Genomic DNA, 22,072 nt, shown 5'->3' on the forward strand with positions numbered 1-22,072 from the left:
CAAGGGATATGAGGTAATCAACTACGAAGAAACATAAGGATGAAAGACAGTAAAAACCAGCATTTAAAGCCTTCACTGTATCTAGGATCTCCCTATTTTTAGACAAAATTGACTCAAATCCACAGCATTTAAAAAAGCGAATTTCAATCGAAACTCGCTTTTTTACAAAATGTATTAGTGTGAATTTGTATCTTATACTCAATGAAAATCAAAGAGCAAACTAGGAAGCTAGCCGCAGGCTGTACTTGAGTACGGTAAGGCGACGCTGACGCGGTTTGAATTTGATTTTCGAAGAGTATTAGTTCAAGTGCCAGATATCTTCGTTATACTGAGCAATTGTACGGTCAGATGAGAAGAATCCTGCTTTGGCAATGTTAACGATGACTTTATCCAACCATGCGTCACGGTCTTCGTAGTCAGCCAACATTTGCTCTTTGACTTTGATGTAATCTTCTAAGTCAAGAAGAGTCATGAACCAGTCTTTGTTGATCAATTCATTGTAAAGGCGTTCCAAGCGCTCTTTGTTTCCAGCTGCAAGAACTGCATCGCTAACGATGAAGTCAACCAATGGTTTGATAGCTTCACGAGCGTAGAATTCGCTTGATTTGTAAGCCGCTTTTTCGTAAAGGTCGATAACAGTTTCTGAATCTTCACCAAAGATGTAGATATTTTCGTCTCCAACCAACTCAGCGATTTCCACGTTAGCACCGTCCATAGTACCAAGAGTCAAAGCTCCGTTCAACATGAATTTCATGTTACCAGTACCTGAAGCTTCTTTAGAAGCAAGTGAGATTTGTTCTGAGATATCACATGCTGGGATAAGGAAGCTTGCTGCAGTAACGTTGTAGTTTTCAACCATAACTACTTGCAAGTGTGGAGCTACTGCTGGATCGTTAGCAATAACTTCTGACATGCAAAGGATCAAGTGGATAATGTCTTGAGCGATTGTGTAGGCTGGAGCTGCTTTACCACCAAAGAAGATTGTAATTGGACGAGCAGGGATGTTACCAGCTTTGATGTCAAGGTATTTGTGGATCACGTACAAAGCGTTCATTTGTTGGCGTTTGTACTCGTGAAGACGTTTGATTTGGATATCAAAGATAGAGTTTGTATTGATTTCCACACCTTGGTGTTCTTTCAAGTGACGAGCCAATTTACGTTTGTTGTGAGCCTTGATGCTTTCCAATTTTTCTTTGACAGCTGCTTTGTCTTCATAAGACAAGAGTTTTTCAAGCTCATCTGCTTCATGGTGCCAACCTTCTCCAATAATCTCATCCAAGTAGTGAGATAGTCTTGGGTTAGCATGCATGAGCCAACGACGGAAAGTGATACCGTTTGTTTTGTTGTTGAATTTTTCTGGGTAAAGGTCGTAGAAGGCTTTCAACTCAGAGTTCTTCAAGATTTCAGTGTGGAGTGCTGCTACCCCGTTAACACTGTATCCGTAGTGGATATCCATGTGAGCCATGTGAACACGTCCGCTCTCATCGATAATTTGAACAGCTGGATCTTTGTATTCTGCTTTCACGCGACGGTCCAATTCTTCGATGATTGGTACCAAGTGAGGAACCACTTCTTGCAAGAATTCAAGAGGCCATTTTTCAAGGGCTTCAGCAAGGATTGTGTGGTTAGTGTAGGCAGTCATGCTACGAACGATTGAGATTGCTTCGTCAAGTTCGATACCACGAGCAGTCAAAAGACGGATCAATTCAGGGATAACCATTGATGGGTGAGTGTCGTTGATTTGGACAACTGCGTAGTCAGCAAGGTCATGCAAGTTGCTTCCTTTTTCGATTGCTTCATCGATGATCAATTGCGCACCGTTTGAAACCATAAAGTATTGTTGGAAGATACGGAGCAATTCACCTTGACGGTCACTATCATCTGGGTAAAGGAAAAGAGTCAAGTTGCGAGCAATGTCTGTCTTATCAAAGTTGATACCGTCTTTAATGATTGAAGAGTCAACTGAATCCAAGTCAAACAAACGCAAGCGGTTCTTAGTTTCTGTCTTGTAACCAGGTACATCGATATCGTAAAGAGTTGATGTCAATGTGAAGTGAGCAAATGGTACTTGGTAGCTACGGCTTGAGCGAACCAACCAGTTTTGCTCTGTCAACCATGCATTTGGAATTGTTTCTTGTTGGTTATTTTTAAGAACTTGTTGGAATAGACCAAAGTGGTAGTTAAGACCAACACCGTCACCATTCAAACCAAGAGTAGCAATTGAGTCGATAAAGCAGGCAGCCAAACGTCCCAAACCACCATTACCAAGAGATGGCTCCAATTCAACTTCTTCAACTTCAATCAAGTCTTTACCTGCAGCTGCAAGTTCTTTTTTAACATCGTCGTAAAGACCAAGGTTGATCAAGTTGTTTGACAAAAGTTTACCAATCAAGAACTCAGCTGAGATGTAGTAAACTTTTTTCTTACCAGTGTTAACTGGTTTTTTGCTACTTGCAAGCTTGCTGTAGTTAAGAAGAGCAAGGTAAAGCTCTTCATTGCTACATTCTGCAATGGTTTTATTGTAACGATTTTGTACAAATTCTTGTAGTGATAACATGTTTAAGGTGTCTCCTGATATTGTATTATTTCTTTAATTCTACCAAATTCTCATTGATTCGGCGATAGATTGTTGTCAAGTCAAGCAAGCCTTCCTCGACAGCTGGTGTCAATTGATCTTCAGTCATACGCCAAGACCAGTTTCCACCAAGGGTAGATGGGAAGTTCATACGAGCTACCTCATCCAATTCTAGCAAATCTTGCATAGTTGCAATTGCCATGAAGCTAACTGATGAAAAGACTGTACGAAGCATAGCATGTGGCACTGTTTCGTATTCTTTACGGTTCGTGTAGCGAGCCATGTATTCACGAGTCGCATCTTCGATCTCGTTACGGTACCAACCAAGGACCGTATTGTTATCGTGTGTTCCTGTGTACATAACTGAGTTAGCAGGTGCCAAGTGTGGGCTATCGATGCTTTCGTCTTCTGGGTTGAAGGCAAATTGAAGAATCTTCATTCCTGGGAAGCCAGTACGTTCACGCAATTCGATAACTTCATCAGTCATGAAGCCAAGGTCTTCAGCGATGATGTTTAGCTCACCAAGTTCTTCCTTAACGGCTGCAAAAAGCTTGTAGCCAGGACCTTTCACCCACTCACCAGGTGCTGCTGTATCAGAACCAGCAGGGATTTCCCAGTAAGATTCGAAGCCACGGAAGTGGTCAATACGAACGATGTCGTAGATTTTGAAGCTTTCACGCAAGCGCTCAATCCACCATTTGTAGCCATCTTTGTCCATTGCTTCCCAGTCATAGATTGGGTTACCCCAAAGCTGACCAGTTGCAGAAAATTCATCTGGTGGGCATCCTGCGATGCAAGTAGCCTTACCATTGACATCTGTCTTGAAGAGATGTGGATTTGCCCACATATCGCTTGAATCTTCCGCTACGTAAATTGGCATGTCTCCAACGATTTCGATATGGTTGTCGTTAGCGTAAGCTTTCAATTTCAACCATTGTTGGAAGAAGAAGTATTGAGTCACACGGTGGTAAACCAACTTGTCTGCCAATTGCTCACGGTAGCTTGCAAGTGCTGAAGCTTTACGAGCACGAGCATCTGCATCTGGCCATTCAGTCCAAGCAAGATTGTCAAAATGCTCTTTGATAGCCATATACTCTGCAAAGAGTTCAAGCCATGATTGGTTGTCTTGAGCAAATTTCTCAAAATCTTTAACATCTCCCACTTCCAAGAAACGTTTTACCGCTTTTTCTAAAAGAGGACGACGTGCATAGTAAATTTTCGCATAATCAACTTCAGACGCATCACTACCAAAGTCAACCCCTTCAAGGTCACTTGCTTGTAACAAGCCTTGCTCCACTAAGATATCCAAATCGATAAAATGAGTGTTCCCTGCGAAGGCTGAGAAAGATTGGTAAGGAGAGTCTCCGTAACTAGTTGTTCCTAGTGGAAGGATTTGCCAGTAACGTTGTTTTGTGCGAACCAAGAAATCAACGAAGTCATAAGCACTTTTACCAAATGATCCGATTCCGTATGCTCCTGGAAGAGAAGAAATGTGCATCAACACACCACTTTGACGTTTTTTCATAATAAGCACCTCATGTGTTTATAGTTAGATATTACATTTTTATGAACGCAAACGTTTGCGCTATTACTAGTATAGCTTATTTTCTTGATAAATGCAAGCGGTTTTAAATAACTTTTTTGATTATTTTTTAAAAATTTTTTCTTCTTACTCGTATATATATTCTTTCAGGAAATAAACAAAATAGGAATAAGGGTTTCACTTATCTTATTAAGCAAAAATAAAATGAGAATCCTCTCTGCTTTCCATTTGTAAATTAGGCAATCGTTTTCTCAACTTTTTTTAAATTTAAAACAAAAGCTATTTTTGGGATTTTCTACTATTATATGACGATGAAGCGTTTACTTTTTTCACAATTTTTTTAAAAATTTTTACAAAAAATACTTGCAACCGCTTTCCGATTGTGCTATACTAGTCCCATAAAGGAAAACGTTTGCGTTTCCTCATTATAAAATTTGTTATTCTTTAGGAGGAATACACTATGTCATCTAAATTCATGAAGAGCGCTGCTGTGCTTGGAACTGCTACACTTGCTAGCTTGCTTTTGGTAGCTTGCGGAAGCAAACCTGCTGAAAAAGCTGCTGATGCTGGTTCATCTGAAGCGAAAGAAATCACTCTTTACGTTGAAGACCAATACAAAGCTTTTGCTGAATCAGCTGCAAAAGCTTACGAAAAAGAAGCTGGCGTAAAAGTGACTATCAAAACCGGAGACCAAATGGGTGGTCTTGACAACCTTTCTCTAGATAACCAATCTGGTAAAGCTGCTGACGTTATGATGGCACCATACGACCGTGTAGGTAGCCTTGGTACTGACGGCCAACTTTCAGAAGTTAAATTGAGCGACGGCGCTAAAACAGATGATAAAACTAAATCTCTTGTAACAGCTGCTGACGGTAAAGTTTACGGTGCTCCTGCCGTTATCGAGTCACTTGTTATGTACTACAACAAAGACTTGGTAAAAGAAGCTCCAAAAACATTTGCTGACTTGGAAAACCTTGCTAAAGATAGCAAATACGCATTCGCTGGAGAAGATGGAAAAACTTCTGCTTTCCTAGCTGACTGGACAAACTTCTACTTTGCATACGGACTTCTTGCTGGTAACGGCGGTTACGTATTCGGACAAAACGGTAAAGATGCTAAAGACATCGGTCTTGCAAACGACGGTTCTATCGCAGGTATCAACTATGCTAAATCTTGGTATGAAAAATGGCCTAAAGGTATGCAAGATACTGAAGGAGCTGGAAACCTAATCCAAACTCAATTCCAAGAAGGTAAAACAGCTGCTATCATTGACGGACCTTGGAAAGCTAAAGCCTTCAAAGACGCTAAAGTAAACTACGGTGTTGCAACTATCCCAACTCTTCCAAACGGAAAAGAATATGCTGCATTCGGTGGTGGTAAAGCTTGGATCATCCCATCAAGCACTAAGAACCTTGAAGCTGCTCAAAAATTTGTAGACTTCCTTGTTTCAACTGAAGAACAAAAAGCCTTCTACGATACAACTAACGAAATCCCAGCTAACACTGAAGCTCGTTCATACGCTGAAGGTAAAAACGATGAGTTGACAACAGCTGTTATCAAACAGTTCAAGAACGCTCAACCAATGCCAAATATCTCTCAAATGTCAGCTGTTTGGGACCCAGCTAAAACAATGTTGTTTGAAGCTGTAAGTGGTAAGAAAGATGCTAAAACAGCTGCTAACGATGCTGTAACATTGATCAAAGAAACAATCAAACAAAAATTTGGTGAATAAAAAATTTGTTCAAGGGGGGTGGAATTCAAATCCCCCTTTGAATTTATCAATAAAAAACATATATAGTTTAGGTTTTGATTAGAAACCAGTATCCTATGAAAGGAGTTATTATGGAAAAGCAACAACCTAGTAAAGCAGCCCTGCTGTCTATCATTCCTGGGTTAGGACAGATTTACAATAAACAAAAGGCCAAAGGTTTTATCTTCCTTGGTGTAACCATCGTATTTGTCCTTTATTTCCTAGCACTTGCAGCCCCTGAATTGAGCAACCTCATCACTCTTGGTGACAAGCCAGGTCGTGATAATTCTCTCTTCATGCTGATTCGTGGTGCCTTCCATTTAATCTTTGTAGTTGTTTATGTACTCTTTTATTTCGCAAATATCAAAGATGCACATACAACTGCCAAACACATTAATAATGGTATTCCAGTAGCACTTACCTTTAAAGAAATGATCAAAGGAATCTATGAAAATGGTTTCCCTTACCTCTTGATCATTCCATCTTATATTGCAATGACTTTTGCGATTATCTTCCCCGTTATCGTAACCTTGATGATCGCCTTTACCAACTACGACTTCCAACACTTGCCACCAAACAAATTGTTGGACTGGGTTGGTTTGACCAACTTTACAAACATTTGGAGCTTGAGTACCTTCCGTTCTGCCTTTGGTTCTGTTCTTTCTTGGACTATCATCTGGGCTTTATCTGCCTCAACTTTACAGATCGTGATTGGTATCTTCACAGCTATCATTGCTAACCAACCATTTATCAAAGGAAAACGTATCTTTGGTGTTATTTTCCTTCTTCCTTGGGCTGTTCCAGCCTTCATCACTATCTTGACATTCTCAAACATGTTTAACGATAGTGTCGGTGCTATCAATACTCAAGTCTTGCCGATCTTTGCTAAATTCCTTCCTTTCCTTGATGGGGCTCTTATCCCTTGGAAAACAGACCCTACTTGGACTAAGGTTGCCTTGATTATGATGCAAGGTTGGCTTGGATTCCCATATATCTACGTTTTGACTTTGGGTATCTTGCAATCTATTCCTAACGACCTTTACGAAGCAGCTTATATTGACGGTGCCAATGCTTGGCAAAAATTCCGCAACATCACTTTCCCAATGATCTTGGCTGTTGCAGCACCTACTTTGATTAGCCAATACACCTTCAACTTTAACAACTTCTCTATCATGTACCTCTTCAATGGTGGAGGTCCTGGTAGTGTCGGAGGAGGAGCTGGTTCAACAGATATCTTGATCTCATGGATCTACCGTTTGACAACAGGTACATCTCCTCAATACTCAATGGCGGCAGCTGTTACCTTGATTATCTCTATCATTGTCATCTCAATCTCTATGATCGCATTCAAGAAACTACACGCATTTGATATGGAGGATGTCTAAGATGAATAACTCAATTAAACTCAAACGTAGACTGACTCAAACCCTTACTTACCTCTACTTAATTGGCCTATCAATCGTGATTATCTATCCACTTTTGATTACCATCATGTCAGCCTTTAAAGCAGGTAACGTCTCAGCCTTTAAACTAGATACTAATATCGACCTCAATTTTGATAACTTTAAAGGTCTCTTCACTGAAACCTTGTACGGTACTTGGTACCTCAACACTTTGATTATCGCCTTAATTACTATGGCTGTTCAAACAAGTATTATCGTACTTGCTGGTTATGCTTATAGCCGTTACAATTTCTTGGCTCGTAAACAAAGTTTGGTCTTCTTCTTGATTATCCAAATGGTGCCAACCATGGCCGCTTTGACAGCCTTCTTCGTTATGGCACTTATGTTGAACGCCCTTAACCACAGCTGGTTCCTCATCTTCCTTTATGTTGGTGGGGGTATCCCGATGAATGCTTGGTTGATGAAAGGCTACTTCGATACAGTGCCAATGTCTCTAGACGAATCTGCAAAACTAGACGGTGCAGGACACTTCCGTCGCTTCTGGCAAATTGTTCTTCCACTTGTTCGCCCAATGGTTGCCGTACAAGCTCTCTGGGCCTTCATGGGACCTTTCGGGGACTACATCCTCTCTAGTTTCTTGCTTCGTGAGAAAGAATACTTTACTGTTGCCGTAGGTCTCCAAACCTTCGTTAGCAATGTGAAAAACATGAAGATTGCCTACTTCTCAGCAGGTGCTATCCTCATCGCCCTTCCAATCTGTATTCTCTTCTTCTTCCTACAAAAGAACTTTGTTTCAGGACTTACAAGTGGTGGCGACAAGGGATAATTTATCCCCGCCACCCTTTTTCATTTTGAAGCCTATTGATGAGGATTATGAAAAATGTTCTCTCAACAAGCAATTCATCTCCTAGACTTGAAATAAAGCACATTTCTCTATATAATAATACTCATATAGAAAACACCTTTTAGAAAGATACCTATGCTTCCATATCCATTTTCCTATTTTTCAAGTATTTGGGGATTTCGTAAGCCCCTGTCCAAACGTTTCGGACTCAACTGGTTCCAACTTCTCTTTACCAGTATCTTCCTTATCAGCTTATCTATGGTACCTATTGCCATCCAAAACAGCTCGCAGGAGACTTATCCGCTAGAAACCTTTATCGATAATGTCTATGAACCATTGACAGATAAGGTTGTACAGGATCTCTCTGAACACGCTACAATTGTTGATGGTAAATTAACTTATACTGGAACAGCTAGTCAAGAGCCTTCTATTGTGATCGGTCCAAGTCAAAGCAAGGAATTACCTAAGGACTTGCAACTGCATTTCGATACGAATGAGCTCGTCATCAGCAAGGAAAGCAAGGAATTGACCCGTATCTCTTACCGGGCGATTGAGACTGAGAGTTTCAAAAGTAAAGACAGCTTGACCCAAGCCATTTCTAAAGACTGGTACCAGCAGAATCGTGTCTATATCAGTCTCTTTCTAGTTCTCGGTGCCAGCTTCCTCTTTGGTTTGAATTTCTTCATTGTCTCTCTAGGAGCTAGTCTTCTCCTTTATATCACTAAGAAATCACGCCTCTTTTCATTTAGAACCTTTAAAGAGTGCTACCATTTTATCTTGAACTGTTTAGGATTACCAACTCTGTTTACGCTTATTTTGGGATTATTTGGCCAAAATATGACAACCCTGATTACTGTACAAAACATTCTTTTTGTTCTGTATCTGGTCACTATCTTTTATAAAACGCATTTCCGTGATCCAGATTACCATAAATAGGAGATTTTTATGCCCGTTACGATTAAAGACGTGGCCAAGGCTGCTGGTGTTTCGCCTTCAACCGTAACCCGTGTTATTCAAAATAAATCAACCATTAGCGACGAAACAAAAAAACGCGTTCGCAAAGCTATGAAGGAGCTCAATTACCACCCCAACCTCAACGCTCGTAGTTTGGTAAGCAGTTATACCCAAGTTATCGGCTTGGTCCTTCCTGACGACTCAGACGCCTTCTATCAAAATCCTTTCTTCCCATCTGTCCTCCGTGGTATCGCCCAAGTCGCTTCTGAAAACCACTATGCTATTCAGATTGCAACAGGTAAAGATGAAAAAGAGCGCCTTAAAGCTATTTCACAGATGGTTTACGGTAAACGTGTGGATGGTTTAATCTTCCTTTATGCCGAAGAGGAGGATCCCTTGGTCAAGCTGGTCGCTGATGAGCAGTTCCCCTTCCTCATCCTAGGAAAATCCATTTCACCCTTTATCCCTCTTGTCGATAATGACAATGTCCAAGCTGGTTTTGATGCAACCGAATATTTTATCAAAAAAGGCTGCAAACGAATTGCCTTCATTGGAGGGACTAAGCGACTCTTCGTAACGCAAGACCGTTTAACAGGCTATGAGTCAGCACTCAAACAATACCAACTGCCTATTGACGGAAATTTGACCTATTTTGCAACGGAGTTCTTAGAAGAAAAAGGGTATCAATTTAGTAAACTCCTCTTTCAGCATGACCCGCAGATTGATGCTATCATTACAACCGATAGTCTCCTAGCCGAAGGGGTCTGTGACTATATTGCTAAGCACCAACTGGATGTCCCTGTTCTCAGCTTTGACTCGGTCAATCCCAAGCTCAACTTGGCGGCCTATGTTGATATCAATAGCCTAGAACTTGGTCGTGTTTCTCTTGAAACTATCCTCCAGATCATCAACGATGCTAAAAGCAATAAACAAATTTGTTACCGTCAGTTAATCGCCCACAAAATTATCGAAAAATAAAAACCAGCTCAAGCTGGTTTTTTGGTTACTAATTTTCTGTTTCAACGAATCGTCCCAGAATATGCACATTCTCCGATACAGAGACAAAGGCGCTTGGATCCACCTGTTTCATAATCTGTTTAAATTCATTAAACTCTGCACGTGTAATGACAGTGATTAAAACTGCCTTTCTTTCGTGATTATAGGTTCCTTCTGCATCGTGGATCATGGTTGCTCCGCGGTGCAATTTTTTATGGATTTTTTCAATTACCTTGTCTGGATGATTGGTCACAATCATGGCCTGCATGCGTTTTTGCTTGGTAAAGACCGCATCTGTCACACGGCTAGAGACAAAGATGGTAATCATAGAGTAGAGAGCGTATTTCCAACCAAAGGTCAAACCTGCTATCAGCATGATGGTTCCATTTACCAAGAAAGAAATACTACCGACATTCCTCCCCGTTTTCTTGCGAATGGTCAGGCTGACAATATCTGTACCTCCACTGGAGATATTGTTGCGAAGAGCAAAACCAATCCCCAAGCCCATGACAACACCCCCAAAAAGGGCATTGATAATGGGATCCTCAGTCAAGGTCGCTACAGGGACAAACTGGATAAAGAAGGAACTCATGGATACCGTGATAAAGGTAAAGACGGTGAACTTATGGCCAATCTGATACCAAGCCAAGACCATCAAAGGAAAATTAATGGCGTAAAAGGTTAGCGAAATCGGAATATGAAAACCAAACCAGTGATTACTCAAGGCAGAGATAATCTGTGCCAAACCTGTAGCACCACTCGAATACACATGCCCTGGTTGGAAAAAGAAATTGACCGCTACTGCTGATAAAAATCCATAGACCAGAGAAGCTGAAATCTTCTCATCATATTTTTCGCGAGAGATGCTTTGTAAGACACGTAAAATTTTTATTTGATGAGCAAAGCGGCGCAGATAATAGCGCCACCGCTTAATTCGTTTTGCTTGTTTCATCTTCTTCTACTTGTAAGCTGAGTTCCTCTAGTTGTTTGAGAGCTACTGTTGAAGGAGCTTGTGTCATTGGGTCAGTTGCCTTGTTATTCTTAGGAAAGGCAATGACTTCACGGATATTTTCTTCTCCTGCTAAGAGCATGACAAATCGGTCAAGTCCGATAGCCAAGCCACCGTGTGGTGGGAAACCATAGTCCATGGCTTCAAGAAGGAAGCCAAACTGGTCATTTGCTTCTTCGGCTGAGAAACCAAGAGCCTTGAACATGCGTTCTTGAAGGTCTTTTTGATTAATACGAAGGCTACCACCACCAAGCTCATAACCGTTCAAGACAATATCGTAAGCAATGGCACGAACCTTCGCCAAATCACCTTCTAATTCGTGAGCAGTCTCTTCCTGTGGAAGTGTGAATGGATGGTGGGCGCTCATGTAGCGACCTTCTTCTTCAGACCATTCAAACATTGGCCAGTCAACCACCCAAAGGAAGTTGAATTTATCGTTATCAATCAAGCCAAGCTCTTTGGCAATACGTCCACGAAGGGCACCAAGAGTTGCATTGGCCACTTCAAGCGTATCCGCCACAAAGAGAACCAAGTCCTTATCTTCAAGAGCAAGCGCTACAGTCAAGTCTGCCTGAATCCCCGTCAAGAACTTAGCAACTGGTCCGTTTAATTCTCCATCAACTACCTTGACCCAAGCAAGGCCTTTAGCACCGTACTGCTTGGCTACTTCCGTCATCTTGTCGATGTCTTTACGTGAATAGTTGTCCGCAGCGCCTTTGACTACAATTGCTTTTACAGCAGGTGCTTCTGAAAAGACTTTAAAGTCTACACCTTTGACCACTTCTGTCAAGTCCTGGAGCAACATGTCAAAACGAGTATCTGGTTTGTCAGAACCATAGAGAGCCATAGCGTCATCATACTTCATACGAGGGAATGGAAGCGTCACTTCGATGCCTTTTGTTTCCTTCATCACGCGGGCAATCAAGCCTTCTGTAATATCTTGGATTTCTTGCTCAGTAAGGAAAGATGTTTCCAAGTCGACCTGGGTAAACTCAGGCTGGCGATCTCCACGCAAGTCTTCATCACGGAAACATTTAACGATTTGATAATAACGGTCAAAACCAGCATTCATCAACAACTGCTTAGTAATTTGTGGACTTTGAGGAAGCGCGTAGAAATGCCCTTTATTGACACGAGATGGCACCAAATAATCACGCGCCCCTTCTGGTGTTGACTTAGAAAGGAATGGTGTCTCCACGTCGATAAACTCCAACTCATCCAAGTAGTTACGGATAGAGTGGGTCACCTTAGCACGAAGTTTAAGATTTTCCAACATTTCTGGACGACGAAGGTCAAGGTAACGGTAACGCAAACGCGTATCGTCATTGGCCTCAATGCCATCCTTAATCTCAAATGGGGTTGTCTTAGCTGTATTAAGCACTGTCAGAGCTGTCACGTTTAACTCAACTGCACCAGTTGGCAACTTATCATTGGCTTGCTCACGCGCAGCGACCTGACCAGTTACCTCGATAACAAATTCGCTACGAAGGCTTTCAGCTGTTGCCATAACCTCTGCAGATACTTTTTCAGGGTTGATAACCAACTGCATGATTCCTTCACGGTCACGAAGGTCGATAAAGATCAAACCACCAAGGTCACGACGACGGCCAACCCATCCTTTCAAGGTCATTTCTTGTCCGATGTGTTCCTCACGAACACGACCAGCATACATACTACGTTTCATTGTTTCTCTCCTCTTTTATTCTGTTACTATTTTACCATAAAAGCGCAGGCTCTTCATGAAAATCAGCAGAAAAGTTTGCCTGTCTTTAAAAATCAAGCGAAGGCCCTAAAAATTAGCGCCCATACAAAAATCCGATGAAGTTCACCGGACTCTTTTATTTTGAATTTTTGCCTGCTTTACGCTTTTCAGCGATTTCAGCTGCCTTTCTAGGCAAGACAATTTCCGTTGTATAAGCTGTCCCAAAACGCCAGATACCGGCAATAGGGGCAAAGACTACTGCTAGATGGCTGTAGAAGAAATCACCTTTGAAGGCATAAGCTAGCGCCCCGATAATGAAAAACAGAACAACTGCTTGAATCACTGCTAATAAAATTACTCGTTTCATGTGACCTCCTGACTCTATTATAGCATGAGAATCATCAAAAAGGCGACTAAATTATTCAAAGCGTGGAGAGAAATACTATAGACCAAACCTTTTCTACTAATATAAGCCAAGCCCAAACTAAAACCTAGGCTAAAATAGACAAAAAATTGTTGCACATCACCTGGAAAATGAATCAAGGCAAACAGAGCACTAGATACCAAAAGAAAAATCAGGGTTTGTTTACTACTGTCCTGCTTAGGAAAGAGGTAGCGTGCTAACATCCCTCTAAAGATCAGTTCTTCTGTCAAAGGAGCAAAAATAACAGTGGCAAAGAATGAGAAAAGTGGCTGAGTCAAGGTCAGGTCTGTCGCTGTTTGCTGATTTACCGAAGGATCGTTTGGCAAGAAAAATTGAACGACAATAGATAAGAACCAAACTAAGGCAGGAAGCCAAATAAATCGGTTAAAACCACTCACTGCAATGCTGACAGGAGTCTTTCGATACCATTTGTAAACATAGTATACATAAACTCCAGCCAAGGCCACATAGAGTAAGGTAACAGCATAAGCTGAAGCGCCTAGTTTCAAAGCTTCTACAGCCATACTCAGAACGATACCATAGATAAACAGAAAGGATAGAAAAGCTAGAAAAAACCAGCCAAAGTTTTTAAGTAATTTCATAAAGGACTCCTATCTTGCTTTATAGCTATTTTTCAATACAAAGAGGTTTGCTATTCCTAATACAAGTACCCAGGCAAGTAACATACCGATGTTAGAAAAAGATATTTCTCCACCTTTTTTATTTAAAAGATTTACAATAGGACCAACGAACGAGTAATCCAACACTTTCTGAATCGTATCATTTTGAAGAGCAATCATAGGTAAAAAAGAGACAATTAACATAGGGAAGATACTATAAACTTGCGCTTTAGATTGAGTATCTGACACCGCACCGATTAGAAGGTTGAGAAAAATAACACTAATAGTTGCTAAGACCAAATAGATAACATAGGCAAATAGGTAACCTGATACATCTACTTTAAGATAGATTGGTAGTACAATCATTCCAAGCAACATAATCAACATAGGGAGAACGAGCATACTAATAGTATATTCTGTTGCTGTCACACCACTTAGGATGAGTGATTTAAGATTGCGCTTTTCCTTATCTTCTGCCATCATAATCGATACCATATAACCACTTCCCATGCTCAAGACCATCGTCAAGCTAGCAGATAGAAAAAATAGGCTCAATTGTCCATTCTTATTTAAAAATTCATTATATAAAACAGTCAGTCCAAAAGGCAACAATAGAGTCGCCAACAAAGATGAATTGCTAATAAGGACTTGTAATCTTAACCATAGTAGGGCATTTAATTTTCTAAACATCTAACTTTTCTCCTGTCAATCTGATAAAGATTTCTTCTAGTGTCGGCTCACAAGAGTGAACCACCATCAAATCTGTCGTGTCTAAATGTGGCAATTCTTCAAATGGAACTATCTGTTCTCGTCCATCGTTATAAACCACATGTACTTTCTTATCCACATGGTACTTCTGGATAATATCTTGTGGACTTCCATACTCTATTAAGTTTCCCTTATTTAAAAGAGATAAGCGATCACAAAGCAGAGTTGCTTCATGCATATCATGCGTGGTCAGAAAGATAGTTGTCCCCGCCTGCTTTAATTCTTGTAGTAGGGTATGAATCATCTTAGATGTTGTAGGGTCTAAGCCACTAGTTGGCTCATCTAGAAAGAGAATCTTAGGAGCATTCAGAAGGGCACGGGCCAAGAACATTCGTTGTTTCATTCCTGTAGATAGTTTTTCTGCGATAATATCTTTAGCATCTGCCAATCCAACCTGTTTGAGCACCTGATTTACTCTATCTGACTTGAGGCCATATAACTTAGCGTAAATGAGAAGATTTTTATAAAGATTCATCTTTTCATAAAAACCACTGCCATCACTAACAATACCAATTTGTTCCAAATCATTTGAGGTTAAATCTTGAGAATTCTTACCTAACAAAATTGTTTTACCTTGATCTGCAGCCAACTGACCTGTCAAGACATTGATCATGGTTGTTTTACCTGAGCCAGAAGGGCCAAGAAAACCAAAGATTTCACCTTCCTTAATCTCAAAAGAAATCTGATGAAGAGCTTTTTTGCTCCCAAAACTTTTGCTTACATTTTCAACACGAATCATAGAAACTCCTTTATTTGAAATAGCGTTTCACCATAGGCAACTGCATCACATTGATATAAATATGGATGGCTCCGACAAGCAAGAAAGCTAGTAGCTGAATTTCTCCTGTCAGTAAGGAAAAGAGAAAAATTAGAATGTAGAGACCTGGCAAGACATATTGGTTTAATTGGAATAAAATCTGAAAACTCTGTTCCAAATAAGCCTGACGCTCCCCTTCATCATAAGAATTGAGATAGTACAAGACATCCTTTGGTGTAGAGAAAGGGACCCAATCAAACTGACGAACGATTGCAATTGTTTTAGAAAGAGATTTTTGAGCATTGAAAACCCACGCAAATACCAAAAAAGAAAGAGATAAGGTTATACGGCTTCCATTTAGTACAATCAATTCATTTAATGAGATGAAAAGAGCTAATAAAATCGCTACAGTTGTAATATTAAAAGCAATGGTTCCAAACTCAAGATTCCGATACATTTGCACATAATAGGTTTCATTCAGATCATCATCCATTTCCTCTTGATACAAGGAATGAAATTTTCTGCTTTTCTTTAAGAAATTGAACGTCAAAAGAATACTAATGAAACCTATCAGTAAACAAATAGCTGATATCCATGGTATCAAGACTTTCACATCTAACATAATTTCGTAGGATTCGGCACGTGCCTTAAACATCCCTACAAAACCGCCAAAGAAAGCTCCCAAGACAATAGACATTAAAAATAACAATCCACGTTTCTTTTTCTTTTCCATATTCATTCTCCTTCTAAATTAAACCAATCCAACTAACCACTGACCAAAGGCTTTACCTGATGCATAAATTGCTGTCAAGCCCTCTGTTCCAAGTGATACTAAAATCAAACAAACAGCAAACAAGAGAATAGCTTGATTTCTTGCTTTTTTCGCCCCTTCTCCTAAAGGATCTCTCCCAAGCCAGCCTGCTAGATAAGCATATAGGATGACTGTTAAAATCCCAAACTCTGTTGACCAAAGAAACAACAAAATGGCTACTAAACGGATGACGTTAGTCTTGATATTAAAATAATTTCCTAAACCTGCACAGACACCTGCAAGTTCTTTTTGTTCTGTATCTACTTGAAAACCTGCTAAAAACTCTTTCATATTCATTCTCCTTTTTCGCTTGCTAAATTGTTTGCTTTCTTTTCAATCCAGTCAACGACTGGGATAAGAACAAAGTAGGCCCAGATAAATTGGTCACTCTGATAGTGACTAAACCAACCTAAGTCTATCCCAATCAATAGAAATACGCTGACTAATAGGGCTATGGCTACTACATAATAGATTACTTTATACTTGTTCATCACTCGTCCTCCTCCAAGCGAAATACCGATTCGACTGTTTCGTTGAAAATTTGAGATATTTTCAGGGCAATGATAATGGACGGGGTGTACTCATCCCGTTCTAGTAGGCTAACGGTCTGTCTGGAAACCCCTGCCAGCTTGGCTAGGTCGGTTTGATTGAGACCATCGCGAGCCCGAAGCTCTTTTAGACGATTTTTTAGTTGCATGTTACACACCTACTCTCCGTCAAATTCAACAGTTTGGATATCCTCAATACGTTGCAACTTGAATTTTTCTTTCCCCTTTTTATCAACGCTACGTAGTTTGACCCATTCCTCGTCAACATCCACAACTTCCCAGTTATCTGGCCCAATATACACTCCCGTTATAATTGGTTTCTTTCCAATCATTTCTTGCAATAATCTTGACATTTCTATATTTCCTTTCTCTTTTCGCTCAAGCTTTTTGATTTTATTCTCTAGTTTCTTGATTTTTTTAGAATTATTAGAATAAAAGAAAATCATAAATAGTATAAATACTACCCACATCATAGCTCCTTTCCGCTTTCTATTTCTTAACTTGAATTCATTGTAACACATCTTTTTCTTTTTGACAAGCATATTTGTCAAAAAGTTTATGATTTTTGTCATTTTGCAAAAGAAAAAGGTCAGGAGTAAGTTCCTGACCAGTTTATCTATCATTAAAATCCTAGTTTTTCAAAGATTTCTGAGAAGTTTTGGCTGATAGCCTCAAGTGACACTTGCACTTCTTCTCGGGTTTGGTTGTTCTTGACCGTCACTTGTCCGCTTTCGACTTCACTCTCTCCTAGGGTGATGAGGGTCTTAGCCGCAAAGACATCGGCTGACTTGAACTGAGCTTTGAGCTTACGGTTGAGGTAATCACGCTCTGCTTTGAAACCTTGTTGGCGAAGGGCTTGCACCAACTCCAAGGCCTTGACATTTGCTCCATCACCCAAGACTGCGATATAGACATCTAGGGCGTTTTCGATAGGGAGGGCCACACCTTGCTTTTCAAGGATAAGAAGCAGGCGCTCTACACCAAGTCCAAAACCAAATCCAGCAGTTTCAGGGCCTCCAAAGTAAGAAACCAAACCATCGTAGCGACCACCCGCACAAACTGTCAAGTCATTTCCATCAATCTCAGTAATGAACTCGAAAATGGTGTGGTTGTAGTAGTCCAGACCACGCACCATATTGGTATCGATGATATAGTCTACTCCAAGATTCTCCAACATCTGACGCACAGCATCAAAATGAGCTTGACTTTCTTCGTCAAGGAAGTCCAAGATAGAAGGCGCGTTCTCCACTGCCACCTTGTCTTCTGTTTCCTTAGAATCCAAGACACGAAGAGGGTTTTCCTCCAAACGACGTTGGCTATCCTTAGATAAAGTCTCCTTGAGCGGTGTCAAATAGTCAATTAAGGCTTGACGGTAGGCCGCACGGCTCTCAGGATTTCCAAGAGTGTTAAGGTGCAATTTGACACCTTGGATACCGATTTCTTTCAAGAAATGGGCTGCCATCGCGATTGTTTCCACATCGGTAGCTGGATTGCTAGATCCAAAACACTCAACACCAATCTGGTGGAACTGGCGCAAACGCCCTGCCTGTGGACGCTCATAACGGAACATAGGTCCCATGTAGTAGAACTTACTTGGCTTTTGCACTTCTGGCGCGAAGAGTTTATTTTCCACATAGGAACGGACAACGGGCGCAGTTCCTTCTGGACGGAGGGTGATATGACGGTCACCCTTATCATAGAAGTCGTACATTTCCTTGGTTACGATATCGGTCGTATCTCCGACAGAGCGACTGATGACCTCGTAATGCTCAAAAATAGGCGTGCGCACTTCTGCATAGTTATAGCGCTTGAAAATCTCACGGGCAAAGCCCTCAACGTACTGCCATTTGGCAGATTCATCAGGTAAAATATCCTGCGTTCCTTTTGGTTTTTGTAATTTCATAGGGAATCCTCTTTAAACTTAATAGTCTTATTTTACCATAAATAGAGGGATTAAAACAGTGAGAGAAGAAAATCTCAAGAGAGTCTTTTCAGAAAATTCATCAAAAACTTGCCAAATTGTCAGAATTATGAGAAAATAGAGGATATTTATCACGTGGAGGGACTGTTATGAGAGACGATATCAAAATCAATGACCGTGCTTTGGCCTTACAAGACCAAATTATCGAAAAACTAGAGAAGGTTTTTGATACAGATGTGGAATTGGATGTTTACAATCTAGGGCTGATTTATGAAATTAATCTAGACGAAACAGGCCTCTGTAAGATTGTCATGACCTTCACCGACACTGCTTGCGATTGTGCCGAAAGCTTGCCTATCGAAATCGTTGCAGGTCTGAAACAAATTGATGGTATCGAAGATGTCAAGGTTGAAGTTACCTGGTCGCCTGCCTGGAAGATTACACGAATCAGTCGCTACGGCCGTATTGCCCTTGGACTGCCACCTCGTTAAGCAGGCAAATCACTTTTGAAGATGAAAAGAAGCAAGCCGAGATTGGCTTGCTTTTTAAGTTTATTTTTTACCTGACTTGTCCATATTCCAGAAGTCTGTCACGGCTCCGCGTGAAGCAGATGATACGATATGGGCATATTTACCAAGGACACCACGGCTGTAAAGTGGTGGCAAGGTTGTTTCTGCCTTGCGTTTTTCAAGTTCTTCTTCGGATACGGCCATGGAAATTTCTTTGGTATCCTGGTCAACCGTAACGATATCGCCTGTACGAAGGTAGGCAATTGGTCCACCATCCTGAGCTTCAGGAGCGATATGTCCAACAACCAGACCATAAGTACCACCAGAGAAACGACCATCTGTCAAGAGGGCAACCTTGTCTCCTTGACCTTTACCAACGATCATTGATGAAAGTGACAGCATCTCAGGCATACCAGGACCACCCTTAGGTCCAACGAAACGAACAACGACTACATCGCCATCAACGATTTCATCTGTCAGAACGGCCTGAATCGCATCTTCTTCTGAGTCAAAGACCTTAGCTGGTCCAACGTGACGACGCACTTTCACACCTGATACCTTGGCAACTGCACCGTCTGGTGCAAGGTTCCCGTTCAAGATAATCAATGGACCGTCCGCACGTTTTGGATTTTCAAGTGGCATGATAACTTTTTGACCTGGTGTGAGGTCTGCAAAGTCAGCCAAGTTCTCAGCGACAGTCTTACCAGTACATGTGATGCGGTCACCATGAAGGAAACCATTTGCCAACAAGTACTTCATAACCGCAGGAACACCACCGACTTCGTAAAGGTCTTGGAAGACATACTGGCCAGATGGTTTCAAGTCGGCCAAGTGTGGCACACGTTCTTGAATCGTATTGAAGTCCTCAAGAGACAAGTCAACATTGGCAGCATGGGCAATGGCAAGCAAGTGAAGAGTGGCGTTTGTAGAACCACCGAGAGCCATAGTTACAGTGATGGCATCTTCAAAGGCTTCACGAGTCAAGATATCTGACGGTTTGAGACCAAGTTCCAACATCTTAACAACAGCACGTCCTGCTGCTTCGATGTCTTCTTTCTTGTCAGCTGATTCAGCTGGGTGAGATGAAGAACCTGGCAAACTCATACCGAGGACTTCGATAGCAGTCGCCATGGTATTAGCTGTGTACATACCACCACAGCCACCAGGACCAGGGCAGGCACTACATTCAAGACGTTTCACGTCCTCAGCTGTCATATCACCGTGGTTCCATTTTCCGATACCCTCAAAAACAGAAACCAAATCAATGTCCTTGCCATCAAGATTTCCCGGTGCAATAGTTCCACCATAGGCGAAAATAGCTGGGATGTCCATATTGGCAATAGCAATCATAGAACCAGGCATGTTCTTGTCACAGCCACCGATAGCGACGAAGGCATCCACGTTGTGGCCTCCCATAGCCGCCTCGATTGAGTCCGCAATGATATCACGAGATGTCAAAGAGAAGCGCATACCAGGCGTTCCCATAGCAATCCCGTCCGCTACAGTGATAGTCCCAAACTGCACAGGCCAAGCACCTGCCGATTTGACACCTTCTTTAGCTAATTTCCCAAAATCATGCAAGTGGATATTACATGGCGTATTTTCCGCCCAAGTCGAAATTACCCCAACAATCGGTGTTTCAAAGTCCTTATCTGTCATACCAGTCGCACGAAGCATGGCACGGTTTGGTGATTTTACCATACTATCATAAATGCTACTGCGGTGACGTTTATCTAATTCAGTCATTTATTCCCTCCCATTTCAGTTTTTACTATTATAGCACATTTTAAAAGCAATGAACAGAAGAAAATTCTTGAATTTTCAGAAAATTCTATACAGAAATATTTTCTTTAAAAATGTTACATTTATTTCTTGACTTTATAAATTAAAGTGATATCATTTGGATATCAAATAATAGGAGGTCATTCTTATGACTGAAAAACTAATCAATTCAAAACCAAATGGTGTATTCGCATTGATTCTCATTGAATTGGCGCTCGTACTCGGTATCTTTATATTTATAATGGGTGTTGGTTCGGAAAACATTTTTGGAATTATTATCGGACTTTTATTAAGCTTAATTGCAGGCCTAGCTCATGCTGGTTTAAAAGTTGTCAAACCTCAGGAAGCTCTGGTTTTGACCCTTTTTGGTAACTATACAGGTACCATCAAAGAACCTGGTTTTTACTTTGTTAATCCCTTCAGCGTAGCAGTCAACCCTGCAAATCACACTAGACTGGGACAAAGTGGTGATGTTAGCACAAAATCTCCTTTGTCAGGAATGAAATCATCAAATGGCAATGATGTAAACATTGAAATTGGCAAAAAACAGATTTCCCTCAAGGTTATGACCTTGAGCAATTCTCGCCAAAAAATCAATGATTGTCTAGGAAATCCCGTAGAAATCGGGATCGCGGTAACTTGGAGAGTTGTTGATACAGCCAAAGCAGTCTTCAATGTGGACAACTACAAAGAATATCTTTCATTGCAATGTGATAGCGCCCTCCGAAATATTGTCCGCATCTATCCTTACGATGTCTCTCCTAATGTGGATACTACAGGTGACGGGCAAGCAGATGAAGGTAGTCTCCGTGGTTCTAGTGAGATTGTAGCTAACCGTATTCGTGAGGAAATCCAAAGTCGTGTTGAGGATGCTGGCTTGGAAATCCTTGAAGCACGTATTACTTACCTAGCTTACGCTCCAGAAATTGCTGCTGTCATGCTTCAACGCCAACAAGCATCTGCCATTATTGATGCCCGTAAGATGATTGTGGATGGTGCTGTAGGAATGGTTGAAATGGCACTAGAACGACTCAATGAAGGGGAATTGGTAGAGCTTGACGAAGAACGAAAAGCTGCCATGGTTTCAAATCTCCTTGTCGTACTCTGTGGCAATCATGATGCACAACCAATTGTCAACACAGGAAGTCTTTACTAA

Annotated in this window: 22 protein-coding genes; 7 read left to right on the plus strand and 15 right to left on the minus strand. The window is 41.1% G+C overall.

What is annotated here, in order from left to right; genetic code table 11:
• Window positions 1-298 precede the first annotated feature (298 nt).
• Both glgP and malQ read right to left on the minus strand, forming a co-directional pair.
• Window positions 299-2,557, minus strand: a complete 2,259-nt coding sequence (glgP, locus tag HMPREF2701_RS03130) for a glycogen/starch/alpha-glucan family phosphorylase (protein ID WP_061590127.1) — start codon at window positions 2,555-2,557, stop codon at window positions 299-301.
• Between the two features lie 25 nt (window positions 2,558-2,582).
• A complete protein-coding gene (gene malQ / locus HMPREF2701_RS03135; protein WP_061590126.1) occupies window positions 2,583-4,100 on the minus strand; it encodes a 4-alpha-glucanotransferase in 1,518 nt (505 codons plus the stop codon).
• Window positions 4,101-4,578: 478 nt separating this feature from the next.
• On the opposite strand from malQ, the gene HMPREF2701_RS03140 reads away from it, so the two are divergent.
• The 5 genes from HMPREF2701_RS03140 to HMPREF2701_RS03160 all read left to right on the plus strand — a co-directional run bounded on the left by HMPREF2701_RS03140 (window position 4,579) and on the right by HMPREF2701_RS03160 (window position 10,047).
• Window positions 4,579-5,850, plus strand: a complete 1,272-nt coding sequence (locus HMPREF2701_RS03140) for an extracellular solute-binding protein (RefSeq protein ID WP_061590125.1) — start codon at window positions 4,579-4,581, stop codon at window positions 5,848-5,850.
• Window positions 5,851-5,960: 110 nt separating this feature from the next.
• The gene (locus HMPREF2701_RS03145; protein WP_070482067.1) at window positions 5,961-7,253 is read left to right on the plus strand and encodes a sugar ABC transporter permease; all 1,293 of its coding nucleotides are present in this window, start codon (window positions 5,961-5,963) and stop codon (window positions 7,251-7,253) included.
• A gap of 1 nt (window position 7,254) precedes the next feature.
• A complete protein-coding gene (locus HMPREF2701_RS03150) occupies window positions 7,255-8,097 on the plus strand; it encodes a sugar ABC transporter permease (protein WP_004236955.1) in 843 nt (280 codons plus the stop codon).
• 153 nt (window positions 8,098-8,250) lie between these two features.
• Window positions 8,251-9,051, plus strand: coding sequence for a DUF1189 domain-containing protein (locus tag HMPREF2701_RS03155; RefSeq protein ID WP_061590124.1), 801 nt, complete (start codon window positions 8,251-8,253; stop codon window positions 9,049-9,051).
• 9 nt (window positions 9,052-9,060) lie between these two features.
• Complete coding sequence (locus HMPREF2701_RS03160; RefSeq protein WP_024057519.1) at window positions 9,061-10,047, plus strand: LacI family DNA-binding transcriptional regulator; 987 nt, start codon at window positions 9,061-9,063, stop codon at window positions 10,045-10,047.
• 28 nt (window positions 10,048-10,075) lie between these two features.
• Here the strand turns inward: HMPREF2701_RS03160 and HMPREF2701_RS03165 are convergent, their stop codons facing one another.
• The 12 genes from HMPREF2701_RS03165 to hisS form a co-directional block, all read right to left on the minus strand.
• A complete protein-coding gene (locus tag HMPREF2701_RS03165) occupies window positions 10,076-11,017 on the minus strand; it encodes a YitT family protein (protein ID WP_061590123.1) in 942 nt (313 codons plus the stop codon).
• Window positions 10,995-12,758, minus strand: a complete 1,764-nt coding sequence (gene aspS / locus HMPREF2701_RS03170) for an aspartate--tRNA ligase (RefSeq protein WP_049487732.1) — start codon at window positions 12,756-12,758, stop codon at window positions 10,995-10,997. The genes HMPREF2701_RS03165 and aspS overlap by 23 nt, the downstream gene beginning before the upstream one ends.
• Window positions 12,759-12,912: 154 nt before the next feature.
• Complete coding sequence (locus tag HMPREF2701_RS03175) at window positions 12,913-13,143, minus strand: hypothetical protein (protein ID WP_033682917.1); 231 nt, start codon at window positions 13,141-13,143, stop codon at window positions 12,913-12,915.
• Between the two features lie 17 nt (window positions 13,144-13,160).
• Window positions 13,161-13,802 carry a CPBP family intramembrane glutamic endopeptidase gene (locus HMPREF2701_RS03180; protein WP_070482069.1) on the minus strand — a complete coding sequence of 214 codons (642 nt, stop codon included), beginning with the start codon at window positions 13,800-13,802 and terminating at the stop codon, window positions 13,161-13,163.
• A 9-nt stretch (window positions 13,803-13,811) separates the two neighbouring features.
• The gene (locus tag HMPREF2701_RS03185) at window positions 13,812-14,510 is read right to left on the minus strand and encodes an ABC transporter permease (RefSeq protein ID WP_070482072.1); all 699 of its coding nucleotides are present in this window, start codon (window positions 14,508-14,510) and stop codon (window positions 13,812-13,814) included.
• Window positions 14,503-15,327: an ABC transporter ATP-binding protein gene (locus HMPREF2701_RS03190; RefSeq protein ID WP_070482073.1), complete on the minus strand. Its 825-nt coding sequence runs from the start codon at window positions 15,325-15,327 to the stop codon at window positions 14,503-14,505. The genes HMPREF2701_RS03185 and HMPREF2701_RS03190 overlap by 8 nt, the downstream gene beginning before the upstream one ends.
• 10 nt (window positions 15,328-15,337) lie before the next feature.
• Window positions 15,338-16,078 (minus strand): DUF3169 family protein, encoded by a 741-nt coding sequence (locus tag HMPREF2701_RS03195; protein WP_070482075.1) that lies wholly within the window; start codon window positions 16,076-16,078, stop codon window positions 15,338-15,340.
• An 18-nt stretch (window positions 16,079-16,096) separates the two neighbouring features.
• Window positions 16,097-16,447 carry a PspC domain-containing protein gene (locus HMPREF2701_RS03200; RefSeq protein ID WP_061590120.1) on the minus strand — a complete coding sequence of 117 codons (351 nt, stop codon included), beginning with the start codon at window positions 16,445-16,447 and terminating at the stop codon, window positions 16,097-16,099.
• A gap of 2 nt (window positions 16,448-16,449) precedes the next feature.
• Window positions 16,450-16,647: a hypothetical protein gene (locus tag HMPREF2701_RS03205; RefSeq protein WP_061590119.1), complete on the minus strand. Its 198-nt coding sequence runs from the start codon at window positions 16,645-16,647 to the stop codon at window positions 16,450-16,452.
• On the minus strand, window positions 16,647-16,853 hold the full coding sequence (locus HMPREF2701_RS03210; protein ID WP_001176231.1) for a helix-turn-helix transcriptional regulator: 207 nt from the start codon (window positions 16,851-16,853) through the stop codon (window positions 16,647-16,649). The genes HMPREF2701_RS03205 and HMPREF2701_RS03210 overlap by 1 nt, the downstream gene beginning before the upstream one ends.
• 9 nt (window positions 16,854-16,862) lie before the next feature.
• Window positions 16,863-17,327 (minus strand): hypothetical protein, encoded by a 465-nt coding sequence (locus HMPREF2701_RS03215; RefSeq protein ID WP_081109286.1) that lies wholly within the window; start codon window positions 17,325-17,327, stop codon window positions 16,863-16,865.
• On the minus strand, window positions 17,327-18,607 hold the full coding sequence (hisS, locus tag HMPREF2701_RS03220) for a histidine--tRNA ligase (RefSeq protein WP_061590118.1): 1,281 nt from the start codon (window positions 18,605-18,607) through the stop codon (window positions 17,327-17,329). The genes HMPREF2701_RS03215 and hisS overlap by 1 nt, the downstream gene beginning before the upstream one ends.
• A gap of 167 nt (window positions 18,608-18,774) precedes the next feature.
• On the opposite strand from hisS, the gene HMPREF2701_RS03225 reads away from it, so the two are divergent.
• Entirely contained in the window at window positions 18,775-19,116 is a 342-nt protein-coding gene (locus HMPREF2701_RS03225; protein WP_033687965.1) for a metal-sulfur cluster assembly factor, read from the plus strand.
• Between the two features lie 60 nt (window positions 19,117-19,176).
• On the opposite strand, the gene ilvD is transcribed toward HMPREF2701_RS03225, so the two are convergent.
• Window positions 19,177-20,880, minus strand: a complete 1,704-nt coding sequence (gene ilvD, locus HMPREF2701_RS03230) for a dihydroxy-acid dehydratase (RefSeq protein ID WP_061590117.1) — start codon at window positions 20,878-20,880, stop codon at window positions 19,177-19,179.
• A 184-nt stretch (window positions 20,881-21,064) separates the two neighbouring features.
• Between ilvD and HMPREF2701_RS03235 the strand changes: the two genes are divergently transcribed.
• Window positions 21,065-22,072 carry an SPFH domain-containing protein gene (locus HMPREF2701_RS03235; RefSeq protein WP_004269911.1) on the plus strand — a complete coding sequence of 336 codons (1,008 nt, stop codon included), beginning with the start codon at window positions 21,065-21,067 and terminating at the stop codon, window positions 22,070-22,072.

This window comes from Streptococcus sp. HMSC077D04 (genome assembly GCF_001808785.1).
GTDB classification, from domain to species: Bacteria; Bacillota; Bacilli; order Lactobacillales; family Streptococcaceae; genus Streptococcus; species Streptococcus mitis_BX.